This is a genomic window from Kitasatospora sp. NPDC059817, assembly GCF_042731835.1.
Lineage (GTDB): Bacteria > Actinomycetota > Actinomycetes > Streptomycetales > Streptomycetaceae > Kitasatospora.
Map to the genome: position 1 here is coordinate 1 of NZ_JBHWIR010000098.1, position 24,843 is coordinate 24,843.

Below are 24,843 nucleotides of genomic sequence, written 5' to 3' on the forward strand. Positions count from 1 at the left end.
TTTTTTTTTTTTTTTTGGGGGGGGGTGTTTTTTTTTGTGTGTTTTGTTTTTTTTTTTTTGTTTAGAGCTAGTCGGCGTCACACTTTACTGTGGTTTTGTGGGTGTTGCCCGAGGCCGGTCATTTCACAGTCGATCCATACCAAACGGTCATTCACACAACTCACCCTACGGCGCGATCACGCGCCGCGGGGACCGGCGGAGCCGAGCGGGGCTCCGGGGCACAGCCCTCGGCCTGGTGCTCCTCCGCGCCGCCGTGCGGGCCGTGGCCGTCCGGCCGCTCGCCCTCCCGCCCGGTCCGGACCGCGTGGCCGTCCCGAGTCGGACGGGCCTCGCGCGCCGCCCGGGCACCGTCGGCCGCCGCCGCCCGGCCGCCCTGCGGACGGGCCTGCGGCACCCGCGCCTGCCGGCCCCGGAGCTCGCCCGCCCCGGTCGCCGGCTGCCCGGCGGGAGCGGGGGCCGGCACCCGGCCGGTCGCCGAGCCGTGACCGCGGGCGGAGCCCGCCGCGGCACCCGGCTCGTCCGCGGGCCGTTCGACCGCACTGCGGTGCCCCTGCCCCTGGCCGCGCGCCCCCGGCTGGGGGTGGCCGTCCTCCGCCGCCGCGTGCTCCGCGGTGCGCGGCGGACGCCCCGCCCCCGACCCGGCCTGCGGCGGCACCAGCGGCGACCGCACCGGACCGCGCCCCGCACCCTGCTGCCCGGGGTGCGGCTGCTGCGCGGCCTGCTGGTGCGGGTACGGCTGCCCGGCCCGGGCGTGGAAGGCCCGGTCGGCCGGCGTCCCGGCCTGCCCCGGACCGAACGGGCCGGGCTGGCCGTGCGGGCCCGGCTGCCCCGCCGCGGCCGGCGACGCGCCGTGCGGCAGCGGCTGGCCGTGCGGGCCGACCTGCGCCGGTGCGCCGTTCCCGGCCGGGAACGGGTACGCGGGCTGCGCGCCGTGCTGTGCGCCGTGCTGGCTGCCGTGTGCCCCGCCGAACAGTGCCGCGCCCGCTGCCGACCCGGCCGTGGCCGCCGCGTGCGGCAGGGCGCCGGGCAGCCGCAGGTCGCCGCCGTGCGGACCGGTCGGCACCGCCGACTGCGGCCCGGGCCGGCGCGCCCGGTAGCTGGTCCGGTACGCGGCCGGCGAGACCCCGAGCTGGCGGCGGAAGTGCCCGCGCAGCGCCACCGGCGAACGGAACCCGCACCGGCGGGCGACGTCGTCCACCGACAGCTCCGAGGTCTCCAGCAGCCGCTGCGCCTGGAGCACCCGCTGGGTGATCAGCCACTGCAGCGGCGCGCTGCCGGTGAGCGTGCGGAACCGCCGGTCGAAGGTGCGTCGGCTCATGTACGCGCGTGCCGCCAGCACCTCGACGTCGAACTGCTGGTTGAGGTTCTCCAGCGCCCAGGTGACCACCTCGGCCAGCGGGTCGTTGCCGATCTCCTCAGGTAAAGACTGGTCGATGTACTGGGCCTGTCCGCCGCCGCTGCGACGGCTCGGGACCACCAGGCGACGGGCCAGCGCGTTGGCCGCCTCGGCGCCGTGGTCGCTGCGCACCACGTGCAGGCACAGGTCGATGCCGGCGGCGGTGCCGGCCGAGGTGAGCACGTCGCCGTCGTCGACGAAGAGCTCGCGCGGGTCCACGTGCACCCGGGGGTAGCGCTTGGCCAGCGTCGGCGCGTACATCCAGTGGGTGGTCGCCGGGCGGCCGTCGAGCAGGCCGGCGGCGGCCAGGACGAAGGCGCCGGTGCAGAGCCCGATGATCCGCGCGCCCTCGTGGTGGGCCTTGCGCAGGGCGGTGATCGCCTCGACCGGCGGGGGCTGCGAGATCGAGCGCCAGGCCGGTACGACGATCGTGCCGGCCCGGGCGAGGGCCTCCAGACCGTACGGAGCGGAGAGGGTGAGGCCGCCGGTGGTGGCGAGCGGGCCGTCCTCGCCGGCGCAGACCAGCAGCCGGTAGCGCGGTACCCCGGCGTCCTGGCGGTCGACGCCGAAGACGGACAGCGGGATCGAGCTCTCGAAGATCGGGGCGCCGCCGAAGATCAGCACCGCGACGGTCTCCCGGCGTCGGCGGCCGGAGAGCTTGCGCGGGGCGGAGACCGTCATCGGGGTCGACGAGCCGTTCGCGCCCGGCCCGCCGTGGCCCAGCGGGCCGTGGCCGGGGGAGCCCAGGGGGAGGCCGGCGAGGGGGCCGCCCAGGGAACCGGTGGGGGCGCCGTTCAGGCCAGGGGCGCCGTTCGCGCCGATCGCGCCATTCGCGCCGATCGTTCCGCCTGCCCCCGGGTAGCCGGGGTAGGCCGGGAAGTCGGCGCCGTAGGCCTGCGCCGGGCTGACGGTGCCTCGGCTGACGACCTGTCCGGAGTGCGCCTGCTGGCCGCCGTGTGCCGACCCGCCGTGCACTGCTCCGACGTGTGCCGACCCGCCGTACGCGGGACCGCCGTACGCCTGCCCGCCGTGTGCCGCTCCGCCGTGCTCTGCGGCCGCCGCCGAGGTGCCCGTGGCGGCGATGCCGGGGGAAGGCACTGTGGGGTACGAGGAGTGCGAGACGGCGCCCGGGGTGCCGGAGTTGCGGGTGGTGGCGGCGGTCGCGGAGGTGCCGGTGCTTCTCGCGGACCGAGCCGCGATACCGGCCGCCGCCTGGCCGCTGTCAGGACCCGCGTCGCTCCTGCTCACCCTGCTCAAGGCGCTCAAGCCCCCTCGGTGGTGTGGTGTGGGTGGTGCGGCACTGCTGCTCGCCAAGATCGAAATCTATCGGGTGGACCATTGCCGTTGTGACAAGTTCACCATCCGACGCTATGTCGACATGGCAATTTGGCGTGATGCATTCGATCACGAAGCGTGGCACCCGTCGACCCTTCTGGGAAGAGGGCCGGTGCAACGGTGGCTGGTTGTCGCGGGGCCGGTCCTGGGGCGTCCGGCCCGCGCGCGCCCGGTCGGCGGGTCTGGGCTGCGGATTTGCCCAAGCGGGAGGGATCGGCGCGAAATTGACCGAAAATCGGCGGTGCACGAGAGGGCGCACGAAATGAGCTCGTGCGCCTCCCAGGCTTCATCCGGCCAGGGCCGGGGCGGCGGAACCGGGGCGCGACCTCCGAGTTACCGTCCTGCCGTGAACACCAACAGCCGGCTCGAACAGGCCAACGACAACGCCGCCGCCTTCTGGCTCGCCCAAGCCCGCGTGCACGGCTGGCGGTTCCGCACCCGCCCGGGCCTGACGGCGGTCCGCTGCGCCCGCACCCCGGAGGATTCGCACCGCTTCGTGGTCACCAGTCGGTACGTCGAACCAGCGCTGGTGGAAGGGGAGTTGGCGGACCTCCTGAAGGAGTGGGAGACCATCTGCTTCACCCTGGAGGACCCGTACGGCGCACTCGACCTGACCCGGTTCGGCGCCACCCGGATGCCGGTCATGCCGGTGATGACCCGTGAACCCGGCCCGGTCGACGGCGTCCCGGCCGTCCTCCCCTCGCTCTCGGAGGCGCACGGCGGCGGCTCCCTGACGGTCGATGAGGCGCTGGACGGCGATGCTTTCGCGCAGGTCGAGCATGCGATCGTGGACGGCTTCCCGCTGCCCGCCCGGCAGCCCTGGACCCCTGGCGAAGCGCTCCCGGAACAGCTCCTGCGCGAACCCGGGCTCCGGGCCTGGCTGGGCCGCGTCGACGGCGCCACCGCCGGCACCTGCCTCACCTACGACGACGGCCAGGCCACCGGGGTGTACTGGGTCGCCACCCTGCCCGACCGGCGCGGCCAGGGCGTGGCCCGCGCCGTACTCCAGACCGCCCTGGCCCACGCGCACCCCGACCGCCCGGCCACTCTGGTCGCCACCTCGCTCGGCGAACCGCTCTACCGCAAGCTCGGGTTCACCGCGCAGGCCCGCACCTGCTGGTGGACCCGGACCTCCGCGCACGGCTGACGGCCGGGCCGCCCCGCGGCGGGGTCGTCGCTGGTTGCGGTGCGGTGCGGTGCGGGGCGCTGGTTGCGGCGGGGTGCGGTGCGGCGGGGTGCGTGAAGGGCGTGCGGTGCGTGTGTGGGACGGGGTGCGCGAGGTGGCGCGTTCAAGCGGGGTGTTACGGGGCGGCCGCCGCCGGCGCCACGGCGAACGTGGTCCGCGCGGGCCCCGCCCCATCCGCCGCCGTACGGACGGCCGTTGGGTGCGCCACCGCGACGGGGCGCAGCACGCTCGCTCCCGGGTCCGTCGCCGGGCCCGCGCCCGGGACCAGGCCAGGACGGCTGTCGGCGACCACGGCAAACTCGCCGGTGCGGTTTCGGACATCCGACCCCGCCATCGAACCACCGGGGGCACTGGCCGTTCCGGCGTTCACGGCAGCAGGCGCGAACGAGCCGTCAGGGGCGGATTCCGTCGGCCGTGCGCCGGTCCGCGCGCCGAGGAGTGCCCCCGCGCGCACCGGCACCCCGGCGGACCGCCGCTGGACCGGCCCGCCCGCGCGCAGACCCGGCCGGGCCGACGGCGCGCCGCGTGCGGCGAGCACCTGACCGACGGCCTCCGGCAGGCCGGCCGCCTTCAGCGTCGGCCGGTAGCCGCTCTCGGCCCAGGGCCGGCCGTGGTGCAGCCAGACGCTGCGCAGGCCGGCCAGTTCGGCGCCGGCGATGTCCGCGGGCGCGTGGTCCCCGACCATCCAGGTGTGCGCGGCCCACGTCCCGGTGGGCACGACGCCGCACCGCTGGGCGGCTATCTCGAAGATCAGCGGATCCGGTTTGACGCAGTCGGCCTCCTCGGAGATGACCCAGCCGTCGACCAGCGGCCCCAGCCCGGTCCGCCGGATCTTCTCCAACTGCGGCCGGGTGCCGCCGTTGCTGACGATGCCGAGCGTCCACCCGGCCGCCCGTGCCGCCTGCAGCGCGTCGACGTGTCCGGGCGGGCAGTGGATGTGGGAGTTGATGCCGTGTCGGTAGTGGGCGAGCAGGAACTCGGTGGAGACGTCCAACCCGTAGCGGCGCCGGACGGCGGACAGTACGGTGCTGCGCGGCACGTAGCCGCCGCCGTCGAGAGTGACGAACCATTCGAGGTCTCCGGGCGGCAGGTCGCGCTCGGACAGAAAATCCTGAGCCCAGGCCCGGAAAGCGGCGTCCCTGGGGAGCAGCGTGTTGTCGAGGTCGAACAGGAGCAGGGGCATGCCAAGCATGGTGCCAGCGGCCGCGCCTATGCACCTGGCAAATGCCAGACCGCGTCGCGAAGCCGTACGTAGTGGCTGAAACGGGTTCCAGGACCTGGCGTACGGGTGGGTCCGGACGGGCCGGCTGAGGCTGGCGGGGCGTGACGGTTCGCGACGTGTCGCAACGGATCGTCGCCGATCCATGACAGTCCGGTCACGGTGTCCGGCAGGCCTGTTGCGTCGCCCGGTCCGCTCAGTCAAGCTCCAGGGAACCTCCTTTCTGGAGGGGGCGCGTGGCCTGCGGGCGGGGCGCACTGCCGACGGCGGGCGCATCCTCCTTTCGCGGGAACAATGCCGCTCCGAGGCCTCACCGCTGGGCTGGGCCTCACACCCGTCGTACTCTGAAAGGAACAGGTCACATACGGTGCTGCGCGGCGCAGACCGACGTCATCCCGTGGGCGGGCCTGTTGCCCGGGCGGCGTTGTCCTCTCCTGTCGGCCCCTCTCCCCTGAAGAGCCGTGAGCCATGGCTGGTTTTGAGTCCTTCCGACCGGTGGAGCCGGACGCGCCCCGCAGCGCGGGCGCAGGCACCGGGCACGACGACGGCCGCGCGGACCTCGCTCCAGCCGACGGGCACGCCGATGTATCGGGTCGCCTGCCCGCCAGTAGGCAGGCCGATGACCGAGCCGACGACCAGGTCGACGCCCAAGCCGACGAGCCCGGCTGCGCACCGGCCGACGAGCGCGGGGGTGAGCGCAGGGGCGAGCGGGCTGATGACCGTGTCGGCGAGCATGCCGGCGAGCGGGTTGGCGACGCCGCCGCCCAGCGAGCCGACGCGCCGGCTGGTGCCTCGGGCGTCGCTGGTACCGCCGATCACACCCCGGGCGCTGAGGAAGCCGGCCCGGAGCCGGGTGCTCCCCGGGGCCTCGTGCGCGCTCTGTGCGGCCTGGTCCGACGGGGCGGCCTCGCCCGGCACGACCGTCCAGGGCCTCGCCAGCGGCGTGGCGGGCACCCGGCCGACCCTGCAGGGTCTCCGGTGACGGGCCGCCTGGGCCCGGGCGCCGAGCGCCCGGAGGCGTCCGGCCTGCCCGGCGCGCACACCGAGTCGACGGCCCGGGACGCGTCCGCGCGCTCCCTCGACCCGGTCTTCCAGCACGGCGTGGTCGTCGGCTTCGACGGCTCCCTGTCGAGCGAACGCGCCCTCGCGTACGCGGTGGGCATGGCGCGCCGTTCGCAGTGCGGCCTGGTGATCGTGCACGTCGCCAATCGCCTGCCCGCCACTGTCTGGGCAGGCTGTGAACCTCCCGTCTTCGTCGACCTCCCCGACCACCGGACCGAGGTCCTGGGCCTGGAGCTCGCCTGCGCGGACTTCCTCACCGGGGTGCCGTGGATCCTGATCGAGCGGGGCGGCGACATCTGCCACGAGATCGAGGAGGTCGGTCGCGAGTACGCCGCCGACGCGATCGTCGTCGGCACGACGCACGGCCTGCTCGGCAAGATCTTCGGCTCGGTCTCCGGACGGCTGGCGCGGCGGGCCAACCGCCCGGTGATCGTGATTCCCTGACGCTCCGTCGGGCGCCGCGTTTCCGCGCCCCCGGAGGCGTCTCCCCGTTGTCGGCCGCTGGTGTCGGCCGCCGACGGTGTCGACCGCCCCGCCGGCGTCGGCCCGCTCCTCTGCGTCGGGCGCTCCTCAACGCCGCCTGAGGAGCGGGGTGTTGCTCCGGTGGGGCCGGATCAGAACCCGGCGCCGATCTCCCGGGCGATGAGCATGCGCTGAACCTCCGATGTGCCCTCCCCGATTTCCAGGATCTTGCAGTCGCGCCAGAAACGGGCGACCGGGAACTCGTTCATGAAGCCGTACCCGCCGTGGATCTGGGTCGCCTCGCGGGCGTTGTCGACGGCGGCCTCGGACGAGTACAGCTTCGCGATCGCGGCCTCCTTCTTGAACGGTTCGCCGTGCAGCAGCCGGGAGGCGGCGTCCCGCCAGGCCAGGCGGGAGGTGTGGGCGCGCAGCTCCATGTCGGCGAGCTTGAACTGGATGGCCTGGTTGGCACCGATCGGCCGGCCGAAGGCCCGGCGCGTGCCGGCGTACTTGACGGACTCGTCGACGCATCCCTGGGCCAGGCCGGTGGCCAGGGCCGCGATCGCGATGCGGCCCTCGTCGAGGATCCGCAGGAACTGGGCGTAGCCTCGGCCACGCTCGCCCAGCAGGTTGGCCGCGGGGACGCGGCAGTCGGTAAAGGACAGTTCGCGGGTGTCGGATGCGTTCCACCCGACCTTCGAGTACTTCTTCGATACCTGGAACCCCGGGGTCCCGGTGGGCACGATGATGGAAGAGATTTCGCGCGTTGGCGAGCGGAATTCGCCTTCTTCACTCGAACGAGCGATCGGTTCCGTGAGCGCGGTGACGGTGACCAGACCGGTGATGTCCGTGCCGGAGTTGGTGATGAAGCACTTGGTGCCGTTGATGACCCACTCGTCGGTGGTCTCGTCGTACCGCGCGGTCGTGCGGGTCGCGCCGGCGTCTGAGCCGCCCTCGGGCTCGGTCAGGCCGAAGGCGCCGAGGAGTTCGCCGGAGGTCAGCCGGGGCAGCCACTCGCGCTTCTGCTCCTCCGTCCCGAACCGGTGGATCGGCATCGCGCCGAGCGAGACGGCCGCCTCCAGGGTGATCGCCACCGAGGAGTCGACCCGGGCGAGTTCCTCCAGGGCGATGCCCAGCGCGAAGTAGTCGCCGCCCATGCCGCCGTACTCCTCCGGGAAGGGCAGGCCGAACAGGCCCATGCGCCCCATCTCGCGGACGATCTCGTACGGGAACTCCTCCCGCTCGTAGAACCCGCCGATCTTCGGCGCCACCACGTCCTGGGCGAACTCGGCGACGGTGCGCCGCAGTTCCTCGTACTCGCTGCTGAGCCGGTGGTCGAACACGGTGATCCTCCTGGAGCCCGGCCGGGGTGGCCGCGGGCGTGAGCGGGACGACCGGCGTCCGTCTGACGGTGTGACGGTCGCACGGTGTGGTTGGACGATGAACGTGGTGCCCGGCGTCGGCCGCGGCCGGGATTCCGCGCGGCCGGCACCGGGGAGCGGTGGTGGGGCGGGGTCAGCCCCGGGCGGCGCCGAGCAGCGCCTGGACGGTGCGGGACGGGCTCGGACGGCCCAGCCGCTCGGCCATCCACCCGCTGGTGGCGACCAGCGCGCGCAGGTCGACCCCGGTCCGGATGCCGAGCCCGTGCAGCATCCACACCAGGTCCTCGGTGGCCAGGTTGCCGGTGGCGCTCTTCGCGTACGGGCAGCCGCCGAGGCCGCCCGCCGACGCGTCCACCGTGGTGACCCCCTCGCGCAGGGCCGCCAGGGTGTTGCTGAGCGCCTGGCCGTAGGTGTCGTGGAAGTGCACGGCGAGCCGGTCGGCCGGCACCCCGGCCCGCGCGAAGCCGGCCAGCAGGGCGCCGACCTGCCCGGGGGTGGCCACGCCGATGGTGTCGCCGAGGCTCAGCTCCGCGCAGCCCATCTCCAGCAGCCGCACGCCGTACCCGACCACCTGGGAGACCGGGACCGGACCTTCCCAGGGGTCTCCGAAGCACATCGAGAGGTAGCCGCGGACCGCCAGCCCGGCCTCGGTCGCCCGCGTCACGACCGGGCGGAACATCGCCATCGCCTCGTCCGCCGAGCGGTTGAGGTTGCGGCGGGCGAAGGTCTCGGTGGCGCTGGCGAACACCGCGACGTCGGCGGCGTGGTGGGCGAGCGCCCGGTCGAGGCCGCGTTCGTTGGGCACCAGCACCGGCAGCCGCAGGCCGGGGTGGCGCTCCGGCAGGCCGGCGAGCCGGGGCATCAGTTCTTCGGCGTCGGCCAGCTGCGGGACCCATTTCGGGTGGACGAAGCTGGTCGCCTCGACGGTGCGCAGCCCGGCGGCCGCGAGCCGGGCGATGAACTCCGCCTTGACCTCCACGGGCACCAGGGAGCCCTCGTTCTGCAGCCCGTCGCGCGGTCCGACCTCGTGGATCCGGACCTCCTCGGGCAGGCCGGGGGCGCGGACGGGGTCGGGCAGGCCCAGGTCCAGCGCGTCGGGCTCGCGTGCGGGTGCGGTCATGACCGCACCCCGGCGGGCGTGGGGGCGGCCTGCTCGTCGGCGCCGTCCCCGGCCGGGGCGACCACGACCAGCAGTTCCTCCATCGCGACGGTGGCGCCTGCGGTGGCCCGCAGCTCGGCCACCACGCCGTCGTGCGGGGCGGCGATCACGTGTTCCATCTTCATGGCCTCCAGCACGAGCAGGGGCTGGCCCTTGCGGACCGTCTCGCCCGTCGTGGTCTTGACGACGGTGACGGTTCCGGGCATCGGGGCGGTCAGGGCGCCGTGGTGGGCGGCGGTTCCGGCGGCGCGCTCGCCCACCGGGTCATGGGCGTGCAGCGACCAGGCGTCGCCCTCGATACCGAGCCAGGTCACCGGGCCGGCGGCGAGGCCGGGAGCGGCGTCGGTGGCCAGCGTGAACGTGGTCTGCAGGCCGTCGACGGTCAGGTGCAGCCGGTCGGCGGTCCGGGTCGCGCGGGCGCGGTGGACGGGCCCGGCGCCGAGCCGGAGCTCGACCTCGCGGGTGAGCTCGGCGGGATTGTCAGTGGCATCGGCTACGTTGCCCGCAGTGATCGAACGGATGCGCACCGAGACCGGATCCTGGCCGGGGGTACGGAGTCGGTGGGTGGTCCAGGCGGGGGTGCCGCTCAGGCGCCAGCCGGAGGGAAGGGAGAAGGGGTCGGTCCAGCCGCCGGGGTCGGCGGCCGGGGTGAGGTCCAGGTGCCGCGCCAGCGCGGCCGCGTAGTAGAGGAGGTGGGCAGGTGGTGGCGTCTCGGCCGTCAGCGGGTCGGCAGTTGTGGCGTCGGCCTCGTGCGCGTCATCGGCCTCGTTGGCCTTGTCGGCCTCGCCGGTCTCGTTCGCGCCGTTCGGCGCGTTCGCCGGGGAGTACGGCGAGGCGAGCAGGGCGGGCTGCTGTTGGGCCGTCTGTTCCACCAGGCCGGTGTCCAGCCGGCCGGCGACGACCTCGGGGTGTGCGAGCAGCCGTCGCAGAAAGCCGGTGTTGGTGGTGACGCCCAGGATGCGGGTGTCGGCCAGCGCGGCGCGGAGCCGGCGCAGCGCGGTCGGGCGGTCGGGCCCGTACGCGATGACCTTGGCGAGCATCGGGTCGTAGGCGCTGGTGACGACGGATCCGGGGGCGACTCCGGAGTCGACGCGCACGCCCTCGCCCTGGGGCTCGTCCAGGACGAGGATGCGGCCGCCGGTGGGCAGGAAGTCCCGTTCCGGGTCCTCGGCGCAGATCCGGGCCTCGATGGCGTGGCCCAGGAAGGAGATGTCGGACTGATCGAAGGAGAGCCGTTCGCCCGAGGCGATCCGCAGCTGCCACTCGACCAGGTCGAGTCGGGCTGAATCGTCGCCGACGGCGACGGCGAGTTCGGTGACGGGGTGTTCGACCTGGAGGCGGGTGTTCATCTCCATGAAGAAGAAGTCCCGTACCCCCTCGGTGGAGGCGGTGGCGGGGGAGTCCGGGTCGATGCCGGGAACGATGAATTCCACGGTGCCGGCCCCGGTGTAGCCGCAGGACTCCGCGGCGCGGACGGCCGCGGCGCCCATCGCGGCGCGGGTCTCGGCATTGAGCAGAACGGAGGGAGCCTCTTCGATCAGTTTCTGATGGCGGCGCTGGAGGCTGCATTCGCGCTCGCCGAGGTGGACGGTGGTGCCGTGGGCGTCGGCGAGCACCTGCACCTCGATGTGGCGCGGCCGGTCGACCCAGCGTTCCAGCAGCAGGGTGTCGTCGCCGAAGGCGGTCCGGGCGACGCGGCGGGCGGCGGCGATCTCGGTGGGCAGGTCGGCGCGGTCCCGCACGAGGCGCATGCCCTTGCCACCGCCTCCGGCGGACGGCTTGAGCAGGACGGGGTAGCCGATCTCGTCGGCGGCGGCGAGGAGATCCCCGTCGGTGGGCGCGGTGGCCTGGCTGCCGGGGACCACCGGAACGCCGGCGGTTCGGACGGCTTCCTTGGCGTTGATCTTGTCACCCATCAGCTCGACCGCACCGGGAGGAGGTCCGATGAAGACGAGGCCGGCGTCGGCGCAGGCGCGGGCGAAGCCGGCGTTCTCGGCGAGGAAGCCGTAACCGGGGTGGACGGCCTGGGCCCCGGTGCGGCGGGCGGCGGCGAGGATCTGGTCGGTGCGCAGGTAGGTCTCGGCCGCCGAGCTGTCGCTGCGGTCGGCCGGGCCGAGCCGGACGGCGACGTCGGCCTCGCGGACGTGCGGCGCGTCGGCGTCGGCGTCGCTGAACACGGCGACCGAGCGCACGCCGAGCCGCCGCAGGGTGCGGATCACCCGGAGGGCGATCTCGCCGCGGTTGGCGACCAGAACTGTGTCGAACATGGGAGGCGTTCCTCCGGGTCGAGGGGAGCCGTACGAAGGAGGTGGCGGCGGGGTGGCGGCGGTGGAGAGGAGGGCGCCGGCCCGGGTGCGTCGGCGCCGCGGGAGTCACGCCCGCAGGAGCGGGGTCACACCGACAGGAGAGGAGAGGTCGCGTGGGAGGGGGCGGGTCACACCCGCCGGGGCGGGGTCACATCCGGAAGACCCCGTACGGGCCGGGCGGCGGGAGCGGGGCGTTGGCGCAGGCGGTGAGGGCGAGGCCGACGACGGTGCGGGTGTCCATCGGGTCGATCACGCCGTCATCCCAGAGGCGGGCGGTGGCGTAGTAGGCGTTGCCCTGGCGCTCGTACTGCTCGCGGACGGGGCGCTTGAACTCCTCCTCCGCCTCGGCCGGCCACTGCTCGCCGTGGGCCTCCAACTGGTCGCGGCGGACGGTGGCGAGGACGGACGCCGCCTGCTCGCCGCCCATCACGGAGATCTTCGAGCCCGGCCACATCCACAGGAAGCGAGGTGAGTAAGCCCGGCCGCACATCGAGTAGTTGCCGGCTCCGTACGAGCCGCCGATCACCACGGTCAGCTTCGGGACGCGGGTGCTGGCGACGGCGTTGACCATCTTGGCGCCGTGCTTGGCGATGCCGCCCGCCTCGTACTGCCGGCCGACCATGAACCCGGTGATGTTCTGCAGGAAGAGGAGGGGGATGCCGCGCTGGTCGCACAACTCGATGAAGTGGGCGCCCTTGAGGGCCGACTCGGAGAACAGCACGCCGTTGTTGGCGACGATGCCGACGGGGTGGCCGTGGATCCGGGCGAAGCCGGTGACCAGGGTCGCGCCGTACTCGGCCTTGAACTCGGCGAACCGGCTGCCGTCGACCAGCCGGGCGATCACCTCGCGCACGTCGTAGGGCGTGCGCGGGTCGACCGGGACGGCCCCGTACAGGCCGGCCGGGTCCACGGCCGGCGGCTCGACCGGGGTGAGCGGCCACGGCCTGGCCGAGCGCGGGCCGAGCCCGGCCACGATCGTGCGGACGATGGAGAGGGCGTGGGCGTCGTCCTCGGCCAGGTGGTCCGTCACCCCCGAGGTGCGGGAGTGCAGGTCACCGCCGCCCAGTTCCTCGGCGGTGACCACCTCTCCGGTGGCGGCCTTCACCAGCGGTGGCCCGCCCAGGAAGATCGTGCCCTGGTTGCGGACGATCACGGCCTGGTCGCTCATCGCCGGGACGTACGCCCCGCCGGCCGTGCAGGAACCGAGCACGGCGGCGATCTGCGGGATGCCCGCGGCGGAGAGCCTGGCCTGGTTGTAGAAGATCCGGCCGAAGTGGTCGCGGTCCGGGAAGACCTCGTCCTGCATGGGGAGGAAGGCGCCGCCGGAGTCCACCAGGTAGACGCAGGGCAGCCGGTTCTCCAGCGCGACCTCCTGGGCGCGCAGGTGCTTCTTCACGGTCATCGGGTAGTAGGTGCCGCCCTTGACGGTGGCGTCGTTGGCGACCACCACCACCTCGCGCCCGGCGACCCGGCCGATGCCCGCGATCACCCCGGCCGCGGGCGCCGCCCCGTCGTACATCCCGTCGGCGGCCAGCGGGGCCAGTTCCAGGAAGGGCGAGGCCGGGTCGAGCAGGGCGTCCACCCGGTCGCGGGGGAGCAGCTTGTTGCGCGCCGTGTGCCGGGCGCGGGCCCTGGCGCCGCCGCCGAGGGCCGCCGCGTCGAGCTTCTCGCGCAGCTCGGCGACCAGGGCCCGGTGTGCCTCGGTGTTGGCGCGGTAGGCGGTGGAGCCCGGGTCGACCGCGGTGCCGAGCCGGGGCGCGGGAGCAGCGGCTCCCGGCGGTACGGCACCTGGCGCCGCCGTGGTGCCGGCCGCTGTGCTGCCATGGACGCCGGTGGGTACACCGGCGGTTGAGATGACCATTCCCAAGAGCTCCCTTGCCCTCGGCACCAGGCGGGCGGCCGGATGCGGTGCGCCCATGGACCCCACGTTAATTAACGTTAACTTACGCGCCCAGGTTAACGGCCGATAACCCCACTGTCTACGATGGGCAGCATGCCGAACGTCCCCGCAGCCTCCGCGCTCCCACGCCGCGACCAGATCCGTCGGGAGGCCGCGCGACTCTTCGCGGCCCGGGGTTTCCTCGGGGTGGGTGTGGACGAGATCGGCAAGGCCGTCGGCATCAGCGGCCCCGGGCTCTACCGCCACTTCGCCGGAAAGGACGCGATGCTCGCCGATCTGCTGATCGGCATCAGTGAGCGCCTGCTGGAGGAGGGGCGGCGCCGGGCGGGGGGCGGTGACGGTCCGGCCGCCGCGCTGGACGCGCTGATCGGCGGCCACGTCGACTTCGCCCTCGACGACCGCGACCTGATCACCCTCCACGACCGTGAGCTGCTGAACCTCAAGGAGGAGGACCGCCGCACCGTCCGTCGGCTCCAGCGCGGCTATGTCGAGCTCTGGGTGGACGTGGTCCGGCAGGTCTATCCGCAGCTGACGGGCCCCGCCGCCGAACCGGTGGCCAGGGCCGCCGTCCACGCGGTCTTCGGCCTGATCAACTCGACCCCGCACAGCCTCGGCCCGGGCCCCGCCCAGGACGAGCGCTCCGGCCTCCAGCGCGACGGAATGGCCGTCCTGCTGCATGCCCTCGCCCACGGCGCCTTCGCGGCGGCGGCCGAGTCGGTGTCCGCGCAGGCCTGAGTCCTGCGCACCCGGACGGCCCGCTCGGCAGTCCAGGCCCGAGGGTTGGCGGTTCGACCCTGAGGCCGGAGGTCTAGGACCAAAGGACGGCGCCCGCCCGCCCCGGGCCGCTGGGCCTTCGGCGGCCCGTCCGCGACCCTGGAGGCAGGCGACCCCGGAGGCGGGCGACCCTGGAGGCGGGCGGGTCGGCGGGCCGTGCGTTCGTTCGGCCGGGAATCACCGCAGGCCGCAGGCTGTTGGCCAGTCCGCCGGACCGGACGATCCGGGCCGCCCCGGCCCGCTCCGGCCCCATCCGGGCCGGAAACGCCATGGCGGCCACCCGATGAAATGGTTAGCATCCCTAAATATGCCTGAGACTCACGGATCCACGGTGGAGCAATCCCCGAGCGGCTCACTGGCCCCCGGCGCGAGCCCGCAGCCGGACGGCGCCCACCCGCAGCCGGACGGCAACGACCCGCAGGCCGTCGGCTGGCTGCGCCGCCTGGTCGGCTACTGCTGGCGCTCCCGCCGCAGCGTGCTGCTCGCCTTTGGCGCCTCGCTCGTCGGCATGGCCGTCACCTCGCTGGTGCCGCTGGTCACCAAGCTGATCATCGATGACGTCATCACCGCGCACACCCGTTCGCTGGTCCCCTGGGCGGTGGTGCTGCTGCTCGCCGCCGTCGTCGTCTTCGGTTGCACCCAGGTCCGCCGCTACTACGGCGGCCAGCTCGCCCTGGACGTCCAGCACGACATGCGCAGCGACCTGTTCCGCTCGCTCGGCCGGCTCGACGGCCACCGCCAGGACCGGCTGGACACCGGCCAGGTGGTCGGGCGCGCGACCTCCGACCTCCAGCTGATCAACGGCCTGCTCTCGATGCTGCCGATGATGACCGGCTACCTGCTGATGTTCGTCATGTCGCTGGCCGTGATGGTCTGGCTCTCTCCGCCGCTCACCCTGATAGCCCTGGTGATGGCCCCCGCGCTGTGGTGGATCACCGTCCTCAGCCGGAAGCGACTCTTCCCCGCCACCTGGGCCGCCCAGCAGGAGGCGGCCGCCGTCGCGGGTGTGGTGGACGGCGCGATCGGCGGTGTCCGGGTGGTCAAGGGCTTCGGCCAGGAGGCGCAGGAGCTGGACAAGCTGGAGCGGGCCTCCCGCAACCTGTTCGCGGCCCGGCTCCGGTCGATCCGGCTCAACGCCCGCTACAACCCGGCGATGCAGGCCGTCCCGGCGCTCGCGCAGGTCGCGGTGCTGGCCTTCGGCGGCTGGCTGGCCGTCGACGGCCAGGTGTCGCTCGGGACCTTCGTGGCCTTCTCCACCTACGTCGCGCAGATGACCGGACCGGTGCGGATGCTCACCATGGTCATCACGGTCGGCCAGCAGGCCCGGGCCGGCGTGGAGCGCGTCCTCCAGCTGATCGACGAGCGCCCGCTGGTCCAGGAGCGCCCGGACGCGCTCATCCTGGACCTCACCGGGGACGGCACCCGCGAAGGCGCCGCCACCGGCGTCCGCGAAGGCAGCACCGCAGGCCCCCGTGCCACCGCAGACACCCGCGCCACCGCAGGCCCCCGAACCTCCGATGTTGCCCTGGAGTTCGACCAGGTCGAGTTCCGCTACGACCCCGAGCACCCCGCCCCCGTCCTGCACGGCCTCAGCCTGAAGCTGGCCCCCGGCGAGACCCTCGCCCTGGTCGGGGCTTCCGGCTCCGGCAAGTCGACGGTGGCGCAGCTGGTGCCGCGCTTCTACGACCCGGCGGCCGGCGCCGTCCGTCTCTACGGCCACGACCTGCGCGACCTCACCCTGGACTCGGTCCGGTCGGCGGTCGGCATCGTCCCCGAGGAGAGCTTCCTGTTCTCCGAGTCGGTCCGCACCAACATCGCCTACGGTCGTCCGGACGCCACGGACGAGCAGGTCGTGGCGGCCGCGCGGGCCGCCCAGGCCGACGAGTTCGTCCGCGCGCTGCCGGACGGCTACGAGACCAAGGTCGGCGAGCAGGGCCTGACCCTCTCCGGAGGCCAGCGCCAGCGGATCGCGCTGGCCCGGGCGATCCTCACCGACCCCCGGATCCTGCTGCTGGACGATGCCACCTCGGCGGTGGACCCGCAGGTCGAGGCGGAGATCCACGACGCGCTGCGTTCGGTGATGACCGGCCGCACCACGCTGCTGATCGCCCACCGCCGCTCGACCCTGCAGCTCGCCGACCGGATAGCCGTCCTGGATCACGGCAGGCTGCTGGACATCGGCACGCACGAGGAACTCGACGCCCGATGTCCCCAGTACCGGGCTCTGATCACCGACCCCGAGGCCGACCGCACACCCCGGTCGTCCGAGGCCCCGCAGACTGTCGAGCAGACCTCTCCGCAGACCCCCGAGCAGCCAGCCGGGCAGCAGGCCCCCGAGCAGCGGACCGCTGAGCAGACCGCCGAGCAGACCGAGGCGCGGTCCACCTCCGAGCAGGTCGACGAACCGACCCCCACGCAGGCCCCGGCCCCGGAACCCGTCGCCTCGCAACCCGCCGCCCCCGACCTCCCCACCCCCGCCCTGGTCAAGGCGGCCCGCACCGCCGACCCCGACCTGCTGGCCAGGGTCGCGGCCCTCCCGCCGGCCGCCGACTTCCCGGCGGTCCCGCGCGCCGAGGCCGAGGCCGGTGACCCGGACTTCACCCTCCGCCGCCTGCTGCGCCCCTTCCGCGTCCCGCTCGCCCTGGCCCTGCTGCTCGTCGCGCTCGACGCGGCTTCCGGCCTGGTGCTGCCGGTGCTGATCCGGCACGGCATCGACCAGGGCGTCAGCAAGGCCCTGATGTCCGGCGTGGCCGTGGCCGCGCTCGCCGCGCTGGTGGTGGTGCTGCTGGACTGGTTGGTGCAGAGCGCCGAGAACCGGGTCAGCGGCCGTACCGGTGAGCGGGTGCTCTACATGCTCCGTCTCAAGATCTTCGCCCACCTCAACCGGCTCGGCCTGGACTACTACGAGCGCGAGCTGTCCGGCCGGATCATGACCCGGATGACCACCGACCTGGACTCGCTGACGTCCTTCCTGCAGACCGGCGTGGTCACTGCCGTGGTCAGCCTGCTGACCTTCGGCGGGATCTTCGCCGCGCTGCTGATCATCGACGCCGGCCTGGCCCTGGTGGTCTTCGCGGTGCTGCCCCTGCTGGTGATCGCGACGCTGGTGTTCCGCCGGAAGTCCAGGGACCAGTACGAGCTGTCCCGGGACCTCATCAGCACCGTCAACGCCGACCTCCAGGAGAACGTGGCGGGCATGCGGATCGTCCAGGCCTTCCGCCGCCTGGACACCAACACGGACCGCTTCGTCGCCCGGGGCGTCGCCTACCGCGAGGCCCGGGTGCGCGCGCAGCTGTACATCTCGCTGTACTTCCCGTTCGTCCAGTTCCTCTCCAGCGTGGCCGCCGCGCTGGTGCTGATCGTGGGCGCGGCCCGGGTCGACGCCGGGACGCTGACGGTCGGCGCGCTGGTCGCGTACCTGCTGTACATCGATCTGTTCTTCGCGCCGGTCAACCAGCTGTCCCAGGTGTTCGACGGCTACCAGCAGGCTTCGGTGGGCCTCGGCCGGATCCGGGAGCTGCTGCGCACCCCGACCGCCACGGCCGAGGCGGCCGACCCCGTGCCGGTGCCCGAGGGGCTGCGCGGCGAGATCTCCTTCGAGGGTGTCGGCTTCGCCTACAACGGCGGTGCGGACGGCGCCCCGAACGTGCTGACCGGTGTGGACCTGCACATTCCGGCCGGGCAGACGGTGGCGCTGGTGGGCGAGACCGGCGCCGGCAAGTCGACGCTGGTGAAGCTGGTCGCCCGGTTCTACGACGCGACGGAGGGCACCGTGCGGGTGGACGGGGTCGACCTCACCCGCTTCGACCTGGCGCAGTACCGCCACCGGCTGGGCGTGGTGCCGCAGGAGGCGTACCTGTTCGCGGGCACGGTGCGCGAGGCGATCGCGTACGGCCGGCCCGACGCCTCGCCGGCCGAGGTGGAGGCGGCGGCCCGGGCGGTCGGCGCGCACGACATGATCGTCAGGCTGTCCGGCGGCTACGACCACGAGGTCGCGGGTCGCGGCCGCAACCTCTCGGCCGGCCAGCGGCAGTTGATCGCGCTGGCCCGGGCCGAACTGGTCGATCCGGACGTCCTGCTGCTCGACGAGGCGACCGCGGCGCTCGACCTGGCCACCGAGGCGGTGGTCAACCAGGCCGCGGACCGGCTCAGTGGCGGCCGCACCACGCTGGTCATCGCCCACCGGCTGACCACCGCCGAGCGCGCCGACCGGGTCGTCGTGCTGGACCACGGCCGGGTGGTCGAGGACGGTACGCACACCGAGTTGCTCGCCCGGGGCGGCACGTACGCCCGGCTCTGGCAGGCGTTCATCGCGGACGGCCACCCGGCGGTCGAGGCCGTCGCCGCGGGGTAGCCGACTGCCCGCGATCAGTCTGGCGGGCCGTCGCCGGCGGCCCGCCAGGCTGATCGTCAGGCGGCGATCAGCGAGGCCAGCAGGCCGGTGGCGTCGATCCCGTGCGGCAGGTCGCTGACCTGTCCGTCCCCGACCTCGACCACACGCCAGCCGGAGCCGTCGGCCCGGCTGGCGAGGTCGGTGGTGACGAAGCGGCAGCCGAGCATCCGGACCAGGGGGCGGACGCCGGTGAGGTCGGGTTCGACATCGTGGTGGGGTGCGTCGGGGTGCGGCCCGACCAGGACGGGTTCGCCGTCCAGCCACCACACCCGCGCTTCCACGGCCCGCCCGCTCCCACGGCCCGAACGGTCATCCGACCCTCCACCCGATCCTTCCCCCGAGTCGTCGCCCGAGCTGCCGCCCGGCCCGTCGGCCGGCCGCTCGAACTCCTCGTACCGCCGCAGCACCACCCCGCCGGTCAGGAACTCGCCCTGGAGCTCGACGAACCGCGCCACCACCCGCCCGACGCTCGCCAGATCGGCCAACTCGGGGATGTAGCAGGCCTCGTGCCACTCGTGCTTGCGCGACTTCACGTAGTCCTTGACGATCGCCGGCCCGCTCCCGCCGAGCCGGGCCGCGGCGGCCGCCAGCTCTTCCGGCCCGGGCACCGCGGAAGCGGCGGTGGGGATCCACGTGCTGGGCGGAGTCGCCCCCTCGAACACGTCGTACCAGCCCGGCAGTTCGTGTGCCGTCGCATAGCCGGCCGGGCTGGTCAGCAGGGCGCAGCCGCGCGCGGCGAGCGCGGTGGCGAAACCGGCGTAGCGGGCGGACGGAAGCATCCAGCCCCGGTACCAGAGCGGACCCCGGTCCTGCGGCACCCGCCGGACCGCCTGCTCGGCGTGCCCGGCGAGCAGCGCGTCGTGGTCGACCAGGTGGTGCTCGCCGCCCAACTCCCGCAGCAGCCTGGCCTCCCAGGCGAAGTGCGGGTCGGGCCGGCGCGGGTTGAGCGGGTCGGCGGGGAAGAGGATCGCGGGTACGGGCATGGCCGTCAGGGTAAGGCCCGGGCGGGGCGGCGTCGGCGGCTTTCGGCGCGTCAAACCCGCTCGACGGCCCGGCCGGGTGCTGGGAGAGTGATCCGATGCGAAATCTGCTGAGACTCCGTACACGTGTCCCCCGGCAGGCGGCTCGCACGGTGGTCCTGGACGAGGACGGCTCGGTCTTCCTGCTCCGTTCGGACAACGACGAGGTCGGCGTCCACTGGACCATGCCGGGCGGCGGGTTGGAACCCGGCGAGACCCCGTGGACCGGCGCCCGGCGCGAACTCTGGGAGGAGACGGGCTGGAGCGACCTCGAACCGGGCCCGCTGCTCTGCACCTGGGAACACGACTTCACCTGGCACGGCACCCCGGTCCGTCAGCACGAGCACATCTACCTCACGGGCGGACCGCACCGCGGCCCGGTCGGTGACGTCAGCGCGGTGCACGCCGAGGACCGGATCCTCGACTGGCGCTGGTGGACCCCGGCCGACCTGGCGGACGAGCACGCCGACGCGCTCTGGCCGCCCCGGCTGCCGGAGCTGCTGGCCGCCGTCCGCGAGGGCTGGGCCGTCGATGGGCGCCCCCCGGTACCCGTCGACCTCGGCTTCATCCCGAACGCCCCGGCCACCCGCTGACGGCCACCCGCTGACCGCTCCCCGACGCACGGCCGACCGCGATCTCCTGACCGCCGTCTCCTGACCGTCACCGGCGGGCCCCAAAAGCGCGCTGCTACGGCCACACGCTGCTACGAACGCACGCCCCTACGGGCGCCCGCCGCGTCGCGCCCGCCCGCCCGGGCCGGATTCCCAACCGTGCAGGTCCAGCTCCCGGTCGTGCAGCGCGCAGGGGTTCATCAGCACGGTCAGTTGCGCGTCGGCCAACTGCTCGAAGGCGAGCCCGGTGGCGGACAGCAGTTGCTCGGTCGGCACCGAGACGGCGATGGCGGCGCGCCAGGAGGGCAGCACGATCAGGCTGGTGCCGCGGCCGATCCGGACCGGTTCCGCCGTAACCCGGACCGGCGCCCGCTCCTCCGGGCGGCCGACGGCCTCGGGCTGGTTCGGGCTGCCGCCGATCAGGATGCCGAGCGGTGTCTCGGCCCGCGCCTCCTCGGGGGCGGCGGCCGACGGAGCCGTCACCGCCCCGGTGCCTCCGATGAGTTCACCTGAACCGGGTGCGGCTGCCGCCCAGACCTCGGCCGGGAGAGCGGCGGAGGTCACGGGTGTCGTAGGTGCTGTCCCGATCGGTTCGGTCGCGGCCGTCTCCCGTGCGGCCGCCCCCTGCCCGGTCGCGTCGGCCTGCGGGTGCATCCGGCGCAGCCGGCGCGAGGGCGCGGGGCGCCGGGAGCCGGCGGCCCGGAGTTCCTCGCGCGCCGCGCGCAGCACGGGCACGGCCCGGTCGCCCTCGGGCGCGACGGCCGGCCGGCCGAACCTGCCGACCCCGGCCCCGGTCCGCCCGCCCACGGCCTCGGCCCCGCCACCCGGAACGTCTCCACGGTGCTCAACACCCGCGCCGCCCGCGCCGCCTTCATGGACCTCGCCGTCCTCGCCGTCCTCGTCCTCGGCGCTCTCGCCCAGCAGCGCCCGGACTTCCGTAGCCGATCGCCGGCACGCGGCCGCCAGGTCGGCGACCGAGCGGCCTTGGGCGCGGGCGGCCCGCAGCCGGTCGGCGAGCGCCGCCCGCAGCCGCGAGGTGGTCGGATCGTCCGCAGCCGCCTCGCCCCTCGCCGCCGCGAGTCCGCCGTCTGCCCCGCCGTCCTCCCGTCCGCGCGGCTGCGGCACCGAGTCGTGGCGTGAGCCGCCGGCCTGGCGTGGCCCGCCGGCGGTGCCGGACGGGGCGGCGCCCGGAGTGCCGGAAGGGCCGGTCTCGGCGGCCGTCGCGATGGAGCAGCGTGCGGCGTGCGGGGGCGCGGATCCGGCGCTGTCCCCGGGCGGGCCGGGCAGGGACGGGTCGGTTGCGGCGGGGTGGAGCGAGGTCATCGGCACGGGCCCTTCGGCGGACGGTCCGGATGATCCTCCCGCACCGCGCGACCAGCTCCAAGCATCAATTCCGGGGGTGTGCGCGAGACCACTGCCCGCCCCTACACCCCGTGTCGGCTCAAGTGCCGGGCGCGACGAAGCCCTTGAGGTCGGCGAGCACCGCGTTGGCCGCCATGACACCGAGCCCGAGGAACCAGGTCTCGTCCGAAACCGGCCGGGCCTGACCGGACTTGACCGCGCCGAGGGTCTTCCAGAGCGCGCCGCCGAGCACCGCGTCCTGGTTGGTGGAGCTGGGGCTGCCGTACACGCCGTAGAAGATCCAGTCGGCGTCGGCCTTGTCGATCTGTTCCGGGCTGACCTCCACCGCGAGTTCCTTGACCTGTTCGATCTTGGGCTGCGGCAGCGGGATGTCGGTGAGGATGGTGCCGATGAAGGACAGCTCGGCGTACAGCCGGGTCCGGCCGGGCATGAAGCGCAGCGGCGTGATGGTGGGCCGCTTGTCGCCGAGCTTGGCGCCGATCGCGGTGGCGGCCGCCTGGTACGCGTCGAGCTGGGTCTTGGCCTCGGCCTCCAGGCCGAACGGGCTGGCGTTGAGCTGGAAGTTCTGCTTCCAGGGGTAGCCGGGGCGCAGCGAGAAGACGGTCGGCGCGATCTTGGACAGCTGCGCGTACTGGTCCTGGGCGCGCAGCTGGCTGCCGAGGATCAGGTCGGGCTTGAGAGCGGCGATGGCCTCCAGGTTGAGGCTGTTGATGGTGCCGACGTTGGCCGGGTTGCCGGCCTTGTCCTTGAGGTAGGACGGCAGGGACTTGGAGCCGTCGGTGTAGACGATGCCGACCGGCTGGATGCCGAGTGCGACGACGTTGTCGAGTTCGCCGGTGTCCAGCACCACGACCCGGGTGGGCTTGGCGGGGATGACGGTCTCGCCCATGGCGTGCTTGACGGTGCGCGGGTAGACGCCGGGGGCGGCGTCGGTGCCGAAGCCCTTCATCTTCTCGATCACGGTGGCGTAGTCGTCGCCGCCCTGCTTGACCGACTTCTGGTCGGGCGATGCGCCGCCGGCGTTGGGGGTCGCGCCGCCGGAGCCGCCGTTGCCGCCCGAGCCGCCGGAGCTGCCGCAGGCGGTGAGCAGTCCGCCGAGGCCGAGGACCGCCCCACCGGCGATCCCGGCGGAGAGGAACCTGCGGCGGGAGGGGGTGCGGGGGACGAGGACCAGGTCGTCGGGGTGGGGGGCCACGCGACGCTCCTTCGAATCGAGGTTAGGTGAGGCAAACCTATCCGAAGCACCCGAGGAGGGCGTAGTGGCCCGTCCGGGCCGAGGGCGAACCATCTCAAACCTTGACATAAGGGAGAAATTCTCTTGACCCTGATCCTTTGAAACCAAGGTACACCGCTTAACGCGCCGTTAATGCTGCACCTTGACGGCCTTTGTCGAGAACGAATCGAAGCAAGTGGTTTAGATCACCAAGGGTTGGTCTACTCAACCTTCCATGCTCGCGCCTAGGGTGCGCTGGTGTTTGATCAGCAGCTCTCAGAGCACGGAAGCAGCGGCCGGGCAATGGCGCCCGACGCTCCGCAGGGTGCCCCGGTCAGTGGCATCAGTGGTGGAGTCCCCGACCAGGGGACAGCTGGGGGAGCGGGGGACAAGGGTCTACGGGGCAACTCGGTGGGCCTGCTGGGCAGTGTGGTCCTGGGCGTCTCCACGGTCGCCCCGGTCTACTGCCTGACCGCGACACTCGGGCCGACCGTCACCGCGGTCGGCGTCCAGATGCCCGCCGTGTTCCTGGCCGGCTTCCTGCCGATGCTGCTCGTCGCGTTCGCCTACAAGGAGCTGAACAAGGACTTCCCGGACTGCGGCACGTCCTTCACCTGGACGGTCAAGGCCTTCGGCCCCCGGGTCGGCTGGATGGCCGGCTGGGGCCTGACCGTCGCGACCATCATCGTGCTGTCCAACCTGGCCGGGGTCGCGACCGACTTCCTCTACCTGATGCTCGGCGAGATGACCGGCAGGAGCTGGGTCGCCGAACTCGACCAGAACCAGGCCGTCCACCTGCTCACCGTCGTCCTGCTGATCGCCGGCGCCACCGCGATGAGCTACCGGGGGATGACCGCCACCAAGTGGTTCCAGTACAGCCTGGTCGGCCTCCAACTCGCCGTGCTGGTGCTCTTCTCGGCCATCGCCATCGGCAAGGCCGCCGCCGGCGACCTGCCCGACTCGATCGGCTTCTCGTTCTCCTGGCTCAACCCGCTCCAGGTCAGCTCCTTCAGCGCCTTCACCGCCGGCCTGTCGCTGTCGATCTTCATGTACTGGGGCTGGGACACCTGCCTCACCATGAACGAGGAGACCCTCGGCAGCACCAAGACCCCCGGTCGCGCCGCGATGGTCTCCATGGTCACCCTGGTCGGCTCGTACCTGCTGGTCGCGATCTCCGCCCAGATGTTCGCGGGCGTCGGCTCCACCGGCTCCGGCCTCAGCAACCCGGAGACCTCCGACAACGTCTTCGCCGCGCTCGCCCGCCCGGTCCTCGGCTCGCCGTGGAGCGTCCTGCTCTTCCTGGCCGTCGTCGCCAGCGCCGCCGCCAGCCTCCAGACCACCTTCATCCCGGTGGCCCGCACCCTGCTCGCGATGAGCGCCTACCGCGCCGTGCCACCGCGCTTCGGCGCCGTCCACCCGCGCTTCCGCACCCCCGGGTACGCCACCGTCGCGGCCGGCATCGCCACCGCCGTCTTCTACGTCGGCATGAGCCTGATCAGCGAGAACGTCGTCCAGGACACCATCCTGGCGCTCGGCCTGATGATCTGCTTCTACTACGCGCTGACCGCGTTCGCCTGCGTCTGGTACTTCCGCCGCTCGCTGCGCACCGGCCCCCGCGACCTGTTCCTCAAGGGCATCGCCCCGCTGCTCGGCGGCGTGCTGCTGAGCGGGGTCTTCCTGCAGACCCTCACCGACGCCTGGAGCCCGGACTACGGCAGCGGCGCCGTCTTCGGCATCGGTTCGGTGTTCGTCATCGGCGTCGGCATCCTGCTGCTCGGCGCCGTCCTGATGACCTGCTACGGGCTGGCCCGGCCGGAGTTCTTCCGCGGCGAGACGCTGCGCAAGGACACCCCCGCGCTGGTCGTCGAGGACTGAGAGGGTCGGGAGGGTCGGGAGGACTGAGAGGACCGGGAGGGTCGGGAGGACTGAGAGGACCGGGAGGACCGGGAGCGCCGAAAACCGACCACGCCGCCGGGCATCGACGCTATCCTCGACCGCATGAAGCTTTACGCGGGCCAGTGCTGGTGGGCGAGCTGGTGGGGGGCCCCCCCCCCCCCCCGACCC

15 protein-coding genes and 1 pseudogene are annotated in these 24,843 nt (G+C 73.5%); 6 read left to right on the forward strand and 10 right to left on the reverse strand.

The window, feature by feature from the left end; genetic code table 11:
• Positions 1 to 1,074 precede the first annotated feature (1,074 nt).
• A pseudogene (locus ACFV61_RS21210) lies at positions 1,075 to 2,077 on the reverse strand (helix-turn-helix domain-containing protein); the annotation flags it as partial.
• Between the two features lie 1,000 nt (positions 2,078 to 3,077).
• On the opposite strand from ACFV61_RS21210, the gene ACFV61_RS21215 reads away from it, so the two are divergent.
• Positions 3,078 to 3,878 carry a GNAT family N-acetyltransferase gene (locus ACFV61_RS21215; protein WP_380493279.1) on the forward strand — a complete coding sequence of 267 codons (801 nt, stop codon included), beginning with the start codon at positions 3,078 to 3,080 and terminating at the stop codon, positions 3,876 to 3,878.
• A gap of 154 nt (positions 3,879 to 4,032) precedes the next feature.
• Here the strand turns inward: ACFV61_RS21215 and ACFV61_RS21220 are convergent, their stop codons facing one another.
• Together ACFV61_RS21220 and ACFV61_RS21225 are read right to left on the reverse strand one after the other, a co-directional pair.
• Entirely contained in the window at positions 4,033 to 5,100 is a 1,068-nt protein-coding gene (locus ACFV61_RS21220) for an HAD-IA family hydrolase (protein WP_380493281.1), read from the reverse strand.
• A 426-nt stretch (positions 5,101 to 5,526) separates the two neighbouring features.
• Positions 5,527 to 6,090: a hypothetical protein gene (locus ACFV61_RS21225; protein ID WP_380493283.1), complete on the reverse strand. Its 564-nt coding sequence runs from the start codon at positions 6,088 to 6,090 to the stop codon at positions 5,527 to 5,529.
• A 72-nt stretch (positions 6,091 to 6,162) separates the two neighbouring features.
• On the opposite strand from ACFV61_RS21225, the gene ACFV61_RS21230 reads away from it, so the two are divergent.
• Positions 6,163 to 6,642 carry a universal stress protein gene (locus ACFV61_RS21230; RefSeq protein WP_063351389.1) on the forward strand — a complete coding sequence of 160 codons (480 nt, stop codon included), beginning with the start codon at positions 6,163 to 6,165 and terminating at the stop codon, positions 6,640 to 6,642.
• 170 nt (positions 6,643 to 6,812) lie between these two features.
• On the opposite strand, the gene ACFV61_RS21235 is transcribed toward ACFV61_RS21230, so the two are convergent.
• The 4 genes from ACFV61_RS21235 to ACFV61_RS21250 form a co-directional block, all read right to left on the reverse strand.
• Complete coding sequence (locus ACFV61_RS21235) at positions 6,813 to 8,003, reverse strand: acyl-CoA dehydrogenase family protein (protein WP_063349303.1); 1,191 nt, start codon at positions 8,001 to 8,003, stop codon at positions 6,813 to 6,815.
• 172 nt (positions 8,004 to 8,175) lie between these two features.
• Entirely contained in the window at positions 8,176 to 9,162 is a 987-nt protein-coding gene (locus ACFV61_RS21240; RefSeq protein ID WP_380493285.1) for a hydroxymethylglutaryl-CoA lyase, read from the reverse strand.
• Positions 9,159 to 11,468, reverse strand: coding sequence for an acetyl/propionyl/methylcrotonyl-CoA carboxylase subunit alpha (locus ACFV61_RS21245; RefSeq protein WP_380493287.1), 2,310 nt, complete (start codon positions 11,466 to 11,468; stop codon positions 9,159 to 9,161). Before ACFV61_RS21245 ends, ACFV61_RS21240 begins: the two co-directional genes overlap by 4 nt.
• Positions 11,469 to 11,655: 187 nt before the next feature.
• Positions 11,656 to 13,368 carry a carboxyl transferase domain-containing protein gene (locus ACFV61_RS21250; RefSeq protein ID WP_380493289.1) on the reverse strand — a complete coding sequence of 571 codons (1,713 nt, stop codon included), beginning with the start codon at positions 13,366 to 13,368 and terminating at the stop codon, positions 11,656 to 11,658.
• A 132-nt stretch (positions 13,369 to 13,500) separates the two neighbouring features.
• Here ACFV61_RS21250 and ACFV61_RS21255 point away from each other — a divergent pair, with 132 nt between their 5' ends.
• Entirely contained in the window at positions 13,501 to 14,142 is a 642-nt protein-coding gene (locus ACFV61_RS21255; RefSeq protein WP_107452927.1) for a TetR/AcrR family transcriptional regulator, read from the forward strand.
• 346 nt (positions 14,143 to 14,488) lie between these two features.
• A complete protein-coding gene (locus ACFV61_RS21260; protein WP_380493292.1) occupies positions 14,489 to 18,535 on the forward strand; it encodes an ABC transporter transmembrane domain-containing protein in 4,047 nt (1,348 codons plus the stop codon).
• 56 nt (positions 18,536 to 18,591) lie between these two features.
• On the opposite strand, the gene ACFV61_RS21265 is transcribed toward ACFV61_RS21260, so the two are convergent.
• A complete protein-coding gene (locus tag ACFV61_RS21265) occupies positions 18,592 to 19,557 on the reverse strand; it encodes an ATP-grasp domain-containing protein (protein ID WP_380493295.1) in 966 nt (321 codons plus the stop codon).
• A gap of 95 nt (positions 19,558 to 19,652) precedes the next feature.
• Here ACFV61_RS21265 and ACFV61_RS21270 point away from each other — a divergent pair, with 95 nt between their 5' ends.
• Positions 19,653 to 20,186 carry an NUDIX hydrolase gene (locus ACFV61_RS21270; protein ID WP_063349308.1) on the forward strand — a complete coding sequence of 178 codons (534 nt, stop codon included), beginning with the start codon at positions 19,653 to 19,655 and terminating at the stop codon, positions 20,184 to 20,186.
• A 126-nt stretch (positions 20,187 to 20,312) separates the two neighbouring features.
• On the opposite strand, the gene ACFV61_RS21275 is transcribed toward ACFV61_RS21270, so the two are convergent.
• A complete protein-coding gene (locus ACFV61_RS21275) occupies positions 20,313 to 21,527 on the reverse strand; it encodes a hypothetical protein (protein ID WP_380493298.1) in 1,215 nt (404 codons plus the stop codon).
• A 118-nt stretch (positions 21,528 to 21,645) separates the two neighbouring features.
• Entirely contained in the window at positions 21,646 to 22,761 is a 1,116-nt protein-coding gene (locus ACFV61_RS21280) for an ABC transporter substrate-binding protein (protein ID WP_244293455.1), read from the reverse strand.
• Positions 22,762 to 23,082: 321 nt separating this feature from the next.
• Between ACFV61_RS21280 and ACFV61_RS21285 the strand changes: the two genes are divergently transcribed.
• A complete protein-coding gene (locus ACFV61_RS21285) occupies positions 23,083 to 24,654 on the forward strand; it encodes an APC family permease (protein ID WP_063349310.1) in 1,572 nt (523 codons plus the stop codon).
• Positions 24,655 to 24,843 lie beyond the last annotated feature (189 nt).